Origin of the sequence: Streptomyces viridochromogenes DSM 40736 (assembly GCF_000158955.1) — a bacterium.
In the GTDB taxonomy this organism is placed as follows: domain Bacteria; phylum Actinomycetota; class Actinomycetes; order Streptomycetales; family Streptomycetaceae; genus Streptomyces; species Streptomyces venetus.
The window spans coordinates 7,403,447-7,416,583 of sequence record NZ_GG657757.1 but is presented as its reverse complement, the minus strand read 5'-3'; the positions used below and the strand labels follow the sequence as shown (position 1 = coordinate 7,416,583).

Here is a 13,137-nt window from a genome sequence, read left to right as displayed (position 1 = left end):
GATGACTGCACCGTCCACCAAGGCCCTCGAAGGCATCCGTGTCCTGGACATGACCCACGTCCAGTCCGGCCCCTCCGCGACCCAGCTGCTCGCCTGGCTCGGCGCGGACGTCGTCAAGCTGGAGGCGCCGACCGGCGACATCACGCGCAAGCAGCTGCGTGACCTGCCGGACGTCGACTCCCTCTACTTCACGATGCTCAACTGCAACAAGCGGAGCATCACCCTCAACACCAAGACCGAGCGCGGCAAGGAGATCCTCACCGAGCTGATCCGGCGCTCCGACGTCATGGTCGAGAACTTCGGACCGGGCGCGGTCGACCGGATGGGCTTCACCTGGGACCGCATCCAGGAGATCAATCCACGGATCGTCTACGCCTCCATCAAGGGGTTCGGCGAAGGCCCATACACCAACTTCAAGGCGTACGAGGTCGTCGCGCAGGCCATGGGCGGGTCGATGTCGACCACCGGTTTCGAGGACGGGCCGCCGCTGGCGACAGGGGCCCAGATCGGGGACTCGGGGACGGGCGTGCACGCCGTGGCGGGCATCCTCGCCGCGCTCTTCCAACGGGAGCGCACCGGGCGCGGGCAGCGGGTCAACGTGGCCATGCAGCACGCCGTACTGAATCTGTGCCGGGTGAAGCTGCGGGACCAGCAGCGCCTGGCACACGGGCCGCTCGCTGAATATCCCAACGAGGACTTCGGCGACGAGGTTCCCAGGTCCGGGAACGCGTCAGGCGGCGGCCAGCCCGGCTGGGCGGTCAAGTGCGCGCCGGGCGGCCCGAACGACTACGTGTACGTCATCGTGCAGCCCGTCGGCTGGCGGCCGATCAGCGAGCTCATCGGCCGGCCCGAGCTGGCCGATGACCCCGAGTGGGCGACGCCCGAGGCGCGGCTGCCCAAGCTGAACAAGATGTTCCAGCTGATCGAGGAGTGGTCCTCGACGCTGCCCAAGTGGGAGGTGCTGGAGCGGCTCAACGCCCACAACATCCCGTGCGGGCCGATCCTGTCCACGCGGGAGATCATCGAGGACAGTTCACTGGTCGCCAACGAGATGGTGGTCACCGTGCCGCACCCGCAGCGCGGCGAGTTCGTGACCGTCGGCAGCCCGCTCAAGCTGTCGGACTCCCCCGTGGCCGTGACCAGTTCGCCCCTGCTCGGTGAGCACAACGAAGAGGTCTACGTCGGCGAACTCGGCCTCGGCGACGAGGAAGTGCGCCTGCTCAAGTCGAACGGGGTGATCTGACGTGATGGCCGAAGACCGGATTCTGCGGGTGCGGTCCCTCCTCGACTCCGTGCGGGCCGAGGGCCGGACCGCGCTGACCGCGCCCGAGGGCAAGGTGATCGCCGACGCGTACGGGATCGCCGTACCGGGCGAGGAACTGGCGACCGACGTCGACGAGGCCGTGGCGTTCGCGGCGCGCTTCGGCGGACCCGTCGTGATGAAGATCGTCTCGCCGGACATCCTGCACAAGACCGACGCCGGCGGGGTGATCGTCGGCGTCGAGGGGGCCGCGGACGTACGGGCCGCGTTCCACACGATCATCGACAACGCCCGCGCCTACGACGCCGCCGCCCGCATCTCGGGCGTGCAGGTGCAGGAGCTGCTGCCGAAGGGGCAGGAGGTCATCGTCGGGGCGGTCACGGACCCGACGTTCGGGAAGGTGGTCGCCTTCGGGCTCGGCGGAGTGCTCGTCGAGGTCCTCAAGGACGTCACCTTCCGGCTCGCCCCGGTGAAGCCCGACGAGGCGCTGTCCATGCTGGACTCGATCCGGTCGGCGGAGATCCTGCGCGGAGTGCGCGGCCAGGCGGGCGTCGACCGGTGGGCCGTGGCCGAGCAGATCCGCCGGGTGTCGGAACTCGTCGCGGACTTCCCGGAGATCGCCGAGGTGGACCTCAACCCGGTGATCGCGACGGCGGAGGGGGCCGTCGCGGCCGACATCCGGGTGATCCTCGCCGAGTCACAGCCCACGCCGCGCAGGAAGTACACGCGGGACGAGATCCTCGCGTCGATGCGCCGGCTGATGCAGCCGCGCTCGGTCGCCGTCATCGGCGCGTCCAACGAGCAGGGCAAGATCGGCAACTCCGTGATGCGCAACCTCGTCGACGGGGGCTTCGCGGGCGACATCCACCCGGTGAACCCCAAGGCCGATGACATTCTGGGCCGCAAGGCGTACAGGAGTGTCACGGACGTTCCCGGTGAGGTGGATGTGGCGGTCTTCGCGATCCCCGCCAGGTTCGTGGCCTCCGCCTTGGAGGAGGTGGGACGCAAGAAGATCCCGAACGCCGTGCTGATCCCCTCCGGTTTCGCGGAGACCGGCGAGCACGAACTCCAGGCGGAGATCGTGACGATCGCCGAGCGGCACGGCGTGCGGCTGCTGGGACCGAACATCTACGGCTACTACTCGACCTGGCAGGACCTGTGCGCCACGTTCTGCACCCCGTACGACGTCAAGGGCGGGGTGGCGCTGACCTCGCAGTCGGGCGGCATCGGGATGGCCATCCTGGGCTTCGCGCGCACCACCAGGACGGGCGTGTCGGCGATCGTCGGGCTCGGCAACAAGTCGGACCTGGACGAGGACGACCTGCTGACCTGGTTCGGTGAGGACCCCAACACCCAGTGCATCGCGATGCACCTGGAGGACCTGAAGGACGGGCGTGCCTTCGTGGAGGCCGCCCGGGCGACCGTGCCGAAGAAGCCGGTGGTCGTGCTGAAGGCGGGCCGTACGGCGGCGGGCGCGAAGGCGGCCGGTTCGCACACCGGGGCCCTCGCGGGCGACGACGCCGTGTACGACGACATCCTGCGGCAGGCCGGGGTCATCCGGGCGCCGGGGCTCAACGACATGCTGGAGTACGCGCGCGCGTTGCCGGTGCTTCCCGCCCCCAAGGGCGACAACGTCGTGATCATCACCGGGGCCGGTGGCAGCGGGGTGCTGCTGTCGGACGGCGGCCCGCCTCCTCCGGCGAGCGCCCACCAGACTAGAACCTGCCGCTGACGGGTGAGCTCGTGAGGTAAGGCTCAGTGGCGGCGGGCAACCCGGTGGACATCACCGGGGGCGAGCCACCGTCGACGTACGAGGCGACGATCCGGCTGGGCCTGGAGGATCCGCGCATCCACTCCCTGGTCCTCGGCTACTGGCACACCATCGTCACTCCTCCGATGGTCTTCGCGGAGCTCACCGCGCGCGTGGTGGCCGAGTTCCGGGAGCGCGGGATCGAGAAGCCGGTGGTGGCGTCGCTCGCGGGCGACGTGGAGGTCGAGGAGGCCTGCCAGTACCTCTTCGAACGAGGGGTCGTGGCGTACCCGTACACGACCGAGAAGCCGGTGGCCGTGCTCGGCGCCAAGTACCGCTGGGCGCGGGAGGCGGGTGTGCTGGGGGGCGGTACATGAGGTGAGGGAGCGGGGGCCGGCCGACGGTGCGCGTCGGCCGGCCCCGGGGCCCGTACGCGCACGAAAGGCATGGGACAGGGGGCGCTGGCCAGATCTTTCGACGCAAGGGGTGCAACAACGTGACAACCACCGACGTTCCACGGGTCGCCGCGTATCGCGAGGTGACCGACAAGAACGGACGCGTCTACCGCGTCGGCGAGTCCGACATCGACATCATGGGGCGCAAACGCAAGTGGATGGTGATCCTGCCCTGGGTCGGCATGATGGGCATCTCCTCCGCCGAGTACGCCTTCGCGTCCGCCGAGGACACCCTGCACACGGCGCACCAGTGGGACAGCATGCACATCTTCTGGATGATGACCGTCTGGGTCTTCTTCCAGGCCGCGGTGGCCTTCCCCGCGGGCAAACTGCGTGAGAGCGGAAAACTGCCGGCCCGCTGGGCGATGATGCTCGGCGCGACGGGCACGCTGATGGGCTATCTGTCGCTGGCCTTCGCGCCGCACGTCGTCTTCGCCTACATCGGCTTCAGCATGTTCAGCGGTATGGGCGCGGGCATGGTGTACGCCACCTGCGTCAACATGGTGGGCAAGTGGTATCCGGAGCGCAAGGGCGGCAAGACCGGGTTCGTCAACGGCGGTTTCGCCTACGGTTCGGTGCCCTTCGTCTTCCTCTTCAACGGCTACATGGACCTCACCAACTTCCGCTGGGTGCTGGTCTCGGTGGGTGTGTTCCTGGCCGGGATCGTCGCGTGCTCCGGCTACTTCTTCAAGGACCCGCCGAAGAACTGGTGGCCCGCCTCGATCGACCCGCTCAACCCGCCGAACGACCCCCGCGCGGCCCGCTCGCTGCGGATGAACCCGCCGGCGGTCCGCCAGTACTCCCCCAAGGAGGCGTGGAAGACGGGCCGGGTGGCCCTGATGTGGTTCTGTCTGGCGTGCACGTCCGGCGTGAACATCTTCGGTATCGCCTTCCAGGTGGACATCGGCGAGGAGGCCGGGTTCGCGGGCGGCATCGTGGCGACGGCCATGTCACTGAAGGCGGTCGTCAACGGAACCGGCCGTGGCGTCATCGGCTGGCTCTCCGACCTCTACGGCCGCAAGCGGTGCCTGCTCGCCGTGTGCGTCATCCTGGGCCTCGCCCAGTACGGCATCCTCTGGTCGGCGGACAGCAAGAACCTGCCCCTGTTCCTGATCTTCTCCGCGATCTCCGGCTTCGGCGGCGGCGCCATCTTCCCGATGTTCGCGGCGCTCACCGCCGACTACTTCGGTGAGAACAACAACGCCTCCAACTACGGCATGGTCTACAGCGCCAAGCTCGTCTCCGGTCTGGGCGCGGGCATGGGTGCCGTGGTCGTCAGCGCCTGGGGACACTCCGGTGCCTTCATCCTGGCGGGCTCCATCTCGCTCTTCGCCGGCTGTGTGGCGCTGTTCCTGACACCGCCGGGACGCGACACGGAAAAGCGCCGCATCTCCCCCAACCCGCAACCGCTCGGCGAGGACACGGCCTGACATGACGGCAGATCCGTACGAAGCACCCACCGCCCCCTCACCCGCCGACGCCGCACACCGTCGCTACCGCGAGGTGACCGACTCCCACGGCCGTGTCTACCGCGTCGGCGAGACCGACCGGGACCTCCTCGGCCACTCCCGCAAGATCATGGTGTATCTGCCGTGGATCGCCATGATGGCCATCAGCGTCTTCGAGTACGCGTACGGCTCCGCGGAGGACACCCTGTCCCACGCGCACGGCTGGACACAGAGCAACACCTTCTGGATCCTCAGCGTCTGGGTGTTCTTCCAGGCCGGCATCGCCTTCCCGGCGGGCTGGCTGCGGGAGAGAGGCCACCTGTCGGCCCGCTCGGCCATGTACATCGGGTCGGGCCTGTGCCTGCTGGGGTTCCTGGCCCTGTCGCACCTGAACAACGTGCTGCCGGCGATCCTCGGCTTCGGCGTGGTCGGCGGGATCGGCGCCGGGCTCGTCTACGCCACCTGTATCAACATGGTCGGCAAGTGGTTCCCGGAGCGGCGCGGCGCCCGCACGGGGTTCGTCAACGGAGGGTTCGCGTACGGGTCACTGCCGTTCATCTTCATCTTCAACTACGGCTTCGACACGGCGAACTACCATCGCGTCCTGGACCTCATCGGCGCTTACGTCATGATCGTGGTCGTGGTCTGCGCGTTCTTCTTCAAGGACCCGCCGAAGAACTGGTGGCCGGCGGAGATCGACCCGCTGTCCTTCTCCGGGGACCGCGAGAACGCGGCGAGCCTGGCCAAGAACCCGCCCGCTGTACGGCAGTACACCCCGAAGGAGGCCATCCGCACGGGCATGCTGCCGCTGATGTGGCTCTCGGTGGTGATGACCGCCGGAGTGTCGATCTTCGGCATCTCGTTCCAGGTCGACTTCGCCAAGGAGGTGGGCTTCGGCCCGCTGGTGGCGGCGTCGTCGATGGGCGTGATGGCGGTGGTCAACGGCGTCGGCCGCGGTGTGGTGGGCTGGCTGTCCGACCGGTGGGGCCGCAAGTCCACCCTGGTCTTCGTCATCGTCGTGCTGGGCCTCGCCCAGTTCGGTGTGATCTGGGCGGGCGGCCTGAAGAGCGAGTGGCTGTTCCTGTTCTTCGCGTTCCTGTCCGGCTTCGGCGGCGGCGCGTTCTACCCGCTCTTCGCGGCGCTCACCCCGGACTATTTCGGGGAGAACTACAACGCCACCAACTACGGGCTGGTCTACAGCGGCAAACTGATCAGCGGTCTGTTCGGCGGCGGACTGGGCTCGATGGTGGTCGGGGCCTGGGGCTACAACGGCGCGTACGCGCTCGCCGGTGGCGTGTCGATGCTCGCCGCTCTGGTGGCCCTGCTGCTGCGCCAGCCGGGTCGCGCTCCGGCCCGGACACGGACCGCGGGCTGACGACCGCGGGACCCATGAGGAGGCCCCTCCCTGTTCGGGGAGGGGCCTCCTCATGTCCGGACAGCGGTCAGCACTTCTCCCGCAGCGAGTGCAGGTGCGCGCTGGAGCGGCGCGCGAACGTGAAGGACTCGGCCGGGTTGTCGTGCTCGGCCTGCCAGTGGTGGGCCAGGCGGTGGCCGCGCAGCCGGGTCACCGCGGAGATGAACCGCTGGTAGTCGATGTCGCCGTCGCCGACGTCGGTCATGCGGTAGCCGTACGGGTTCGCCGGGTCGCTCACGCCGTCCTTCACGTGGAACAGCGGATAGCGGTCGGGCCGCTTGAGGACGTAGTCCAGCGGCTCGAACGGTGCGGGCGTGCCGTCCGGCCGCTTGGAGAAGCGGAACTGGCCGACGTACGCCCAGTAGATGTCCATCTCCAGGTGGACGAGGTCCGGGTCGGTCTCCTTGAGCAGGACGTCGTAGAGGCGGACCTTGGGGTTGTCGGTGGCGAAGGAGAACTCCTCGGAATGGTTGTGCTGGTAGAACTTCATGCCCCGGGCCTTCGCCGCCGCGCCGTAGGTGTTGAAGTCGTCGGCGGCGCGCTTCCAGGCGTCGACGGTCGAGCCGTAGCGGAACGGGCCGGAGGCCGTGCCGATGTGCTTGAGGCCGAGGGCCTGGGCGTCGTCGAGGACCTTGGTGAGGTTCTGGGCGAAGGTGTAGGCGTTCGGGTCGTCGGCGTAGTAGCCGACGTGGCTGCCGATCGGGTTCAGGCCGTGGTTCCGTGCCAGGCGCTTGAGTTGGGCGAGCGTGATGGGGCCCGCGGAGCCCTGGGTGTAGCCGGCGAACTCGACCTCGTCGTAGCCGTACCTCTCCAGTTCCGCGAAGACGGGGCCGAAGCCGAGGGTGGAGACCTTGTCGCGGAGGCTGTAGAGCTGGATGCCGAGGCGGCCGGGCGGCAGGACGGGACGGCCGCGGCCCTTGGCGCCGGAGGCGGCGGCTGTGGCGGCCGACGCGTTGCCGGTGGCGGCGTTCGCGGGGGCGGCGGCACCGAGCAGGGCGGCGGCGGTGGCTCCGGCGGCCACGCCGAGCATGCCGCGTCTGCTGAGGCGGTGGGTGAGCTCGGGGTCGGGCTGGGAGAAGCGGCTCATGCGGGGAACTCCTCGTGATCGCGGGGCGTTGTCAGTGGTGAGTGCTTCACTTGTGACCAGTCGGAACCGAGGGCTACGGCCTCAGGCGAGACCGGCGAGTCGGAGCAGCAGTGACTTCACATCGGTGGCCGCGAGGCGGTCACCGACAGCACGGGGGGTGGAGCAGATGAGGAGCGGACCGTCGTCGTCGCTCTCCGGAAGGCGGCCGTGGCTGCCGCGAATAGGTGAGGGATCCAGGGGCACGACCGCCATGCGGTAGCGCATGCCGAGTTTCTTGCGCGCCAGTGCGGTGGCCGCCTTGACCTTGACGTAGGGATCGAGGGGATCCATGAAGAGCTCGACCGGGTCGTAGCCGGGTTTGCGGTGGATCTCGACGAGCTGCGCGAAGTCGGGCGCGTGGGCGTCGTCGAGCCAGTAGTAGTACGTGAACCAGGCGTCCGGTTCCGCCACGGCGACGATTTCGCCCGCGCGGGGATGGTCGAGATGGTGGGTCTTCTTGCCCTCGTCATCGAGGAGCTGGCCGATGCCGGGCAGGCCGTCGAGTGCTGCCCGGGTGGCGCCCAGGTCCTCGGGGCGGCGCACATAGACGTGGGCGATCTGGTGGTCGGCGACCGCGAAGGCACGGGACGCCATCGGGTCGAGGTACTCCATGCCGTCCTGCGTGTGCACCTCCAGCAGGCCGGCGCGGCGCAGGGCGCGGTTGATGTCGACGGGCCGGTTCACCCGGGTGATGCCGTACTCGGACAGGGCGACGACCGTGCGGCCCTCGGCGCGGGCGTCGTTCAGGAGCGGGGCCATGGCGGCGTCGAGGTCGGCGGCCGCCTTCAGGGAGCGCGGGTCGTCGGGGCCGAAGCGCTGCAGGTCGTAGTCGAGGTGAGGGAGGTAGCAGAGCGTCAGGTCGGGGTGCCGGGTGCGGATGATGTGGCGGGTCGCGTCGATGATCCACCGGCTGGAGACGAGGTCCGCTCCGGGGCCCCAGAAGTGGAACAGGGGGAACGTGCCGAGTTTCTCGGTGAGTTCGTCGTGGAGAGCGGCCGGTCTGGTGTAGCAGTCGGGTTCCTTGCGGCCGTCGGCGTAGTAGACGGGGCGGGGGGTGACGGTGATGTCGGTGTCCGCGCCCATGGCGTACCACCAGCAGATGTTGGCGACGGTGTAGCCGGGGTGGACGCGGCGGGCGGCGACCCACAGTTTGTCGCCGGCCACGAGTCCGTTGTGCTGGCGCCACAGCAGGACGTCGCCGAGTTCGCGGAAGTACCAGCCGTTGCCAACGATGCCGTGCTCCGAGGGCATGGTGCCGGTGAGGAACGTGGACTGGGCGGCGCAGGTGACGGCCGGCAGGACGGTACCCAGCGGGGCGCGGGAGCCGGACCGGCCGAGCGCCTTGAGATGGGGCATGTGCTCGAGGAGACGGGGGGTGAGGCCGACGACGTCGAGGACGAGGAGCGGGGTGGGGCGGCCTGGAGTGTCGGGGGCCGGGTGCTCAGGGGTGCTCATGGCAGCTCCTTCAGGCCGAGGTCCGTCAGCAGGTCGCGGGCGAGGGCGAGTTCTGCGGCGATGCCCTCGGCGAGCTGGGCGCGGCCCTTGGGGCGCAGCTCGGGCGGGAGGGCCTGCCAGGTGTAGGTCTCGACCTCCAGGTGGCGGGTGAGCGGGGCCGGGCCGCCGACGAGCCGGGTCAGTGCGGATTTCAGGACCGGGAGTGTGGAGGTGAGAGGTGCGGCGGGGGCCGCGTGCAGGGGGACGTGGAAGTGGGCCCGCCAGGGGGCGGCGTCCGGCAGGGCGTGGCCCGCGACGGCCTCGTCGAGGTCATCGGTGGCGCGCAGGCCGGCGGCGGTGGCGGTGCGGGTCTGGTGCAGGAAGCGGGGTTCGGCGAAGGCGGCGAGGGCTTCACGGACCTCGGGGAGATGGGGGTGTTCGGCGTGCAGTGCGGCGGAGAGCTGGGATTTGACGACGGGGACGCGGGCCGCGGTCAGGGCGTCCAGGGCCGCGTGCGGGTCCTCGAAGGAGGTGGCGAGGTGGCAGGTGTCGACGCAGATGCCGATGCGGTCGTGGTCGATCGCGGTGAGCGGGGCGATGGCGTCGCGGGTGGTCTCGACGACGCAGCCCGGTTCCGGTTCCAGCCCGACGCGGATGGAGCGGCCGGTCAGTTCCTCTATGGCGTCGAGGCGTTCGGCGAGGGTGCGCAGGGCGGTGCGGGCCGTCTCCGCGCGCTCCTCGTCGTAGGCGGTGCGCCAGGCCAGGGGCAGGGTGGAGATGGTGCCGTCGGTGACGTCGTCGGGGAGGAGCCCGGCGAGGACCCGGGCCAGGGCGGTGGTGTGGTCGAGGCGTTCGGGATCGGCCCAGTCCGGTTTGTAGACGCGGTACTTGACCTCCTCGGCACCGAAGCCCTCATAGGGGAAGCCGTTGAGGGTGACGACCTCGAGGCCGCGCCGGTCGAGCTCTCCGCGCAGGCCGCGCAGTGCGGACGGGTCGGTGTGCAGGGTGTGGGCGGCGTCCTTGGCGAGCCACAGCCCGATGCCGAGCCGGTCGCGGCCCAGGCGGCGGCGCACGGGTTCGCAGTGGTCCCGGAGCTGGGCGAGGACACCGTCGAGGGTTTCCGCGGGGTGGACGTTGGTGCAGTAGGCGAGGTGGACGGTAGAGCCGTCGGGGTGGCGGAAGCGCATGGGTCACGCCTCCGTGGCGGGGACGCGGGCCGGCGCCCCGGAGGCTGGGTCCGGCTCGTGCGGGTCCTTCGGGACGCCACGGAGGATGGAGTTGCCCTCGTGGGTGGGCTCCGTGCCGGTGACGTCCAGGTTCAGCCGGCCGCTGAGCCCGTAGAAGGCGACGGGGTTGCGCCACAGCACCCGGTCGACGTCGTCCTCGCCGAAGCCCTCGGCCAGCATCAGGTCGGCGACCTTGCGGGTCTTGAGCGGGTCGCTCTTTCCCCAGTCGGCGGCGGAGTTGACCAGGACCTGTTCGGGCCCGTAGGCGCGCAGGATCGCCACCATCCGCTCCTCGTCCATCTTGGTGTCCGGGTAGACGGAGAAACCCAGCCAGCAGCCGCTGTCCTTGGCCTCCTTGACGGTGGTCTCGTTGAGGTGGTCGACCAGGACGCGTTCGGCGGGGAGCGCGGACTCCCGGACGACGTCGAGGGTGCGGCGCAGACCGGCGAACTTGTCGCGGTGCGGGGTGTGCACCAGGGCGGGCAGGCCGTGGTCGGCGGCGAGCTGGAGCTGTGCGGCGAGGGCGGTGTCCTCGGCGGGGGTCATGGAGTCGTAGCCGATCTCGCCGACGGCCACGACGTTGTCCTTGACGAGATACCGGGGCAGTTCGTCGAGGACGGGCGCGCAGCGCGGATCGTTCGCCTCCTTGGGGTTGAGGGCGATGGTGCAGTGATGGGAGATGCCGTACTGGGCGGCGCGGAAGGGCTCCCAGCCGAGGAGGGAGTCGAAGTAGTCGCGGAAGGAGGCGGGGGAGGTGCGGGGCTGGCCGAGCCAGAAGGAGGGTTCGACGACGGCGCGGACGCCGGCGGCGTGCATGGCCTCGTAGTCGTCGGTGGTGCGGGACGTCATGTGGATGTGGGGGTCGAAGATGCGCATCAGGACTCCTTGCCGTGGGGGTGGTCCGTGCCGGGGGCGGGGGGTACGGACTCGGTCAGGTCCAGGACGCGGTGCAGGTCCTCGGGGACGGGGCGGCCGGCGGCGGTGCGTTCGGCGGCGTAGTCGGCCAGCATGCGGGCGAGTTCGCCGTCGCCGCGGGAGCGTTCGTCCAGGTCCGCCACATGGTCGACGGGCACGCCGGTGAACAGGCACTTCAGCACGGCGTGACGCCAGTCGTGGGGCGCCAGGTGCCGGGCCGCGTACGGGCCGACGGCGACGCCGAGGAGCCGGGTGTCGTTGGTGCGCAGGGCGTCCTCGACGAGCGGGAGGGCGCCGGGGCCGGACACGAGGTGGGGCAGGGCGTGCAGGACGGCGCGGCGCTCGTCGGCGGTGCCCTGGAAGTACACCCGGGTGAGGGCGTCCGTGTCGGCGCGGGCCGCGTCGAGGATGAGGACGCGTGCGGCGTCGGCGTGCGCGGCTCCGCAGCGGCGGCCGGCCTCGGCGAGGCGCAGTTCCCACGCGGAGATGGGTCCGTGGAGGCCGGGGTGGGCGGTGGCCTCGTCGAGGGCGTGCTCCAGCCAGGCGCGGGCGGCCGGTTCGAGCTGGGTGGTGAGGTGATCGCGGAAATCGGTGAGCGAGGGGGTGCGGGCGGTGCCTGGACGGGGTCGGCCGGTGTGGGTGGTGCTCTCCGTCCTCGCCGGGGGTGTGGCGCGGGGGTGGGTCATCTGGTGCTGCTCCCTTCAGGGGTGGCGGAGGGAGCGCCGTGGGGTGGCGCGGCCTGCTGGAGGGCCGGAGCGGGGGACCGCGTCAGGGCGGCCGCGGTCCGCTCGGCGTGCTGGAGGAACGGGAGGGAGTGCTCGGCGTAGTGGGGACCGGCGTGGGAGTGGCGGGGCAGTTCGACGACGGTCAGGCCCTGGTAGCCCGAGGTGGCGAGGGCCTCCAGGACCGGCGGGAAGTCGATCTCGCCGTCCCCGAAGGGAAGGTGCTCGTGGACGCCGCGCCGCATGTCCTCGATCTGGACGTGCCGCAGCCAGGGGGCGGCGTCGCGCACACAGTCGGCGGGAGAGAGGGGTTCGAGGCACTGGCAGTGGCCGAGGTCGAGGGTGAGACCGAGGGGCTCGGGGTCGCCGAGGACGCGGCGGAGGTGGTGGAAGTCGGCCAGGGTGGCGAGGAGGTGGCCCGGTTCGGGTTCGACGGCGAGCGGTGTGCCGGCGGACGCGGCGGCCTCCAGGACGGGCGTGAGGCTCTCGGCGAGGCGCTTCCACGCGGTGTCGGTGTCGGTGCCCTCCGGGACGATCCCGCTGAAGCAGTGCACCGCGTGCGCGCCGAGGTCGGCCGCGACCCGGACGGCTCGCAGGAGCAGGTCGACGCGGCGGGCCCGGTCACCGGGGTCCGGGTCCAGCAGGGACGGGCCGTGTTTGCGGCGCGGGTCGAGCACATAGCGGGCGCCCGTCTCCACGGTGACGCCGAGACCGAGCTCGTCCAGTCGGTGCGCGACCTCGCGGGTACGGGTGGCGAGGTCGGGGGCGAGCGGGTCGAGGTGCATGTGGTCGAGGGTCAGTCCGACGCCGTCGTAGCCGAGGTCGGCGAGGAGGGAGAGCGCGTCGTCGAGCCGGAGGTCGGCGAGACCGTTGGTGCCGTAGCCGAAGCGCAGACGCCGGTGGGCGGCAAGAGAAGGGGTCCCTGGGGTCACGTCACGCTCACCTTCTTCGCGAACCTCGCTCCCAGCGGTGCCAGGGCCGCGATGAGGAGGGCCCTGGCCGGTCCTTTGGAGCGGGCGGCCAGGGTGGCCTGGAGGGGGATCGTGGCGCGGATGCCGGCGCCGACGGCTCGTTGGGTGAGAGGAGGTGAGGGGTTGAGGGCGGCGTGGAAGTAGGGCCGTGCGGTGGTGGCGGCGTAGGCGGCTGCGAGGACGGTGGTGACGTGTGCCGCGGGTTTCCGGCCGGGCGCGGGCTCTGGAGGCCGAGTTGCCCGCGGGCCGGGAAGGTCATGGGGGGCTGCCCCTCGGTGGTGTGGACGGCGGTTGGTCACCGCACGGGTCAGCAGGGCGGTCGTGGCGAGCGCAGCCAAGGGGGCCAGGGGTGAGCCGCCCTGGGCTTCCTGGCGGGAGACGGTCGTGACGGCCAGGGTGTGGGTGCCGAGAAGGG

The 13,137-nt window shown here is 70.6% G+C and carries 9 protein-coding genes and 2 pseudogenes; 4 read left to right on the top strand and 7 right to left on the bottom strand.

Annotated elements, in window-relative coordinates:
* Position 1 precedes the first annotated feature (1 nt).
* The 4 genes and pseudogenes from frc (at position 2) to SSQG_RS32445 (ending at position 6,289) form a co-directional block, all read left to right on the top strand.
* Positions 2-1,243 (top strand): formyl-CoA transferase, encoded by a 1,242-nt coding sequence (gene frc, locus SSQG_RS32460; RefSeq protein WP_003994198.1) that lies wholly within the window; start codon positions 2-4, stop codon positions 1,241-1,243.
* 4 nt (positions 1,244-1,247) lie between these two features.
* A pseudogene (locus tag SSQG_RS32455) lies at positions 1,248-3,388 on the top strand (acetate--CoA ligase family protein).
* 119 nt (positions 3,389-3,507) lie between these two features.
* Complete coding sequence (locus tag SSQG_RS32450; protein WP_039934116.1) at positions 3,508-4,896, top strand: OFA family MFS transporter; 1,389 nt, start codon at positions 3,508-3,510, stop codon at positions 4,894-4,896.
* Between the two features lies 1 nt (position 4,897).
* Positions 4,898-6,289 carry an OFA family MFS transporter gene (locus SSQG_RS32445; protein ID WP_003994195.1) on the top strand — a complete coding sequence of 464 codons (1,392 nt, stop codon included), beginning with the start codon at positions 4,898-4,900 and terminating at the stop codon, positions 6,287-6,289.
* 67 nt (positions 6,290-6,356) lie between these two features.
* Here the strand turns inward: SSQG_RS32445 and SSQG_RS32440 are convergent, their stop codons facing one another.
* From SSQG_RS32440 to SSQG_RS43195, 7 genes and pseudogenes are all read right to left on the bottom strand, one after another.
* Positions 6,357-7,415, bottom strand: a complete 1,059-nt coding sequence (locus tag SSQG_RS32440) for a sugar phosphate isomerase/epimerase family protein (protein ID WP_039934114.1) — start codon at positions 7,413-7,415, stop codon at positions 6,357-6,359.
* An 81-nt stretch (positions 7,416-7,496) separates the two neighbouring features.
* A complete protein-coding gene (locus tag SSQG_RS32435; RefSeq protein WP_003994193.1) occupies positions 7,497-8,909 on the bottom strand; it encodes a nucleotide pyrophosphatase/phosphodiesterase family protein in 1,413 nt (470 codons plus the stop codon).
* Positions 8,906-10,075 carry a metabolite traffic protein EboE gene (eboE, locus tag SSQG_RS32430; protein ID WP_003994192.1) on the bottom strand — a complete coding sequence of 390 codons (1,170 nt, stop codon included), beginning with the start codon at positions 10,073-10,075 and terminating at the stop codon, positions 8,906-8,908. Before eboE ends, SSQG_RS32435 begins: the two co-directional genes overlap by 4 nt.
* A 3-nt stretch (positions 10,076-10,078) precedes the next feature.
* Complete coding sequence (locus SSQG_RS32425; protein WP_003994191.1) at positions 10,079-10,990, bottom strand: TatD family hydrolase; 912 nt, start codon at positions 10,988-10,990, stop codon at positions 10,079-10,081.
* Positions 10,990-11,715: an EboA domain-containing protein gene (locus SSQG_RS32420; protein ID WP_003994190.1), complete on the bottom strand. Its 726-nt coding sequence runs from the start codon at positions 11,713-11,715 to the stop codon at positions 10,990-10,992. Before SSQG_RS32420 ends, SSQG_RS32425 begins: the two co-directional genes overlap by 1 nt.
* On the bottom strand, positions 11,712-12,683 hold the full coding sequence (locus tag SSQG_RS32415) for a sugar phosphate isomerase/epimerase family protein (protein WP_039934112.1): 972 nt from the start codon (positions 12,681-12,683) through the stop codon (positions 11,712-11,714). Before SSQG_RS32415 ends, SSQG_RS32420 begins: the two co-directional genes overlap by 4 nt.
* Positions 12,680-13,137: pseudogene (locus SSQG_RS43195) on the bottom strand (SCO3242 family prenyltransferase); the annotation flags it as partial. The gene SSQG_RS32415 and the pseudogene SSQG_RS43195, both read right to left, overlap by 4 nt.

What these genes read in the sequence shown, in the direction of transcription:
- SSQG_RS32425 (WP_003994191.1), bottom strand. Translation starts at nt 10,990, where the DNA reads ATGCGCATCTTCGACCCCCACATCCACATGACGTCCCGCACCACCGAC.
- SSQG_RS32440 (WP_039934114.1), bottom strand. Translation starts at nt 7,415, where the DNA reads ATGAGCCGCTTCTCCCAGCCCGACCCCGAGCTCACCCACCGCCTCAGC.
- eboE (WP_003994192.1), bottom strand. Translation starts at nt 10,075, where the DNA reads ATGCGCTTCCGCCACCCCGACGGCTCTACCGTCCACCTCGCCTACTGC.
- SSQG_RS32445 (WP_003994195.1), top strand. Translation starts at nt 4,898, where the DNA reads ATGACGGCAGATCCGTACGAAGCACCCACCGCCCCCTCACCCGCCGAC.
- SSQG_RS32420 (WP_003994190.1), bottom strand. Translation starts at nt 11,715, where the DNA reads ATGACCCACCCCCGCGCCACACCCCCGGCGAGGACGGAGAGCACCACC.
- SSQG_RS32435 (WP_003994193.1), bottom strand. Translation starts at nt 8,909, where the DNA reads ATGAGCACCCCTGAGCACCCGGCCCCCGACACTCCAGGCCGCCCCACC.
- frc (WP_003994198.1), top strand. Translation starts at nt 2, where the DNA reads ATGACTGCACCGTCCACCAAGGCCCTCGAAGGCATCCGTGTCCTGGAC.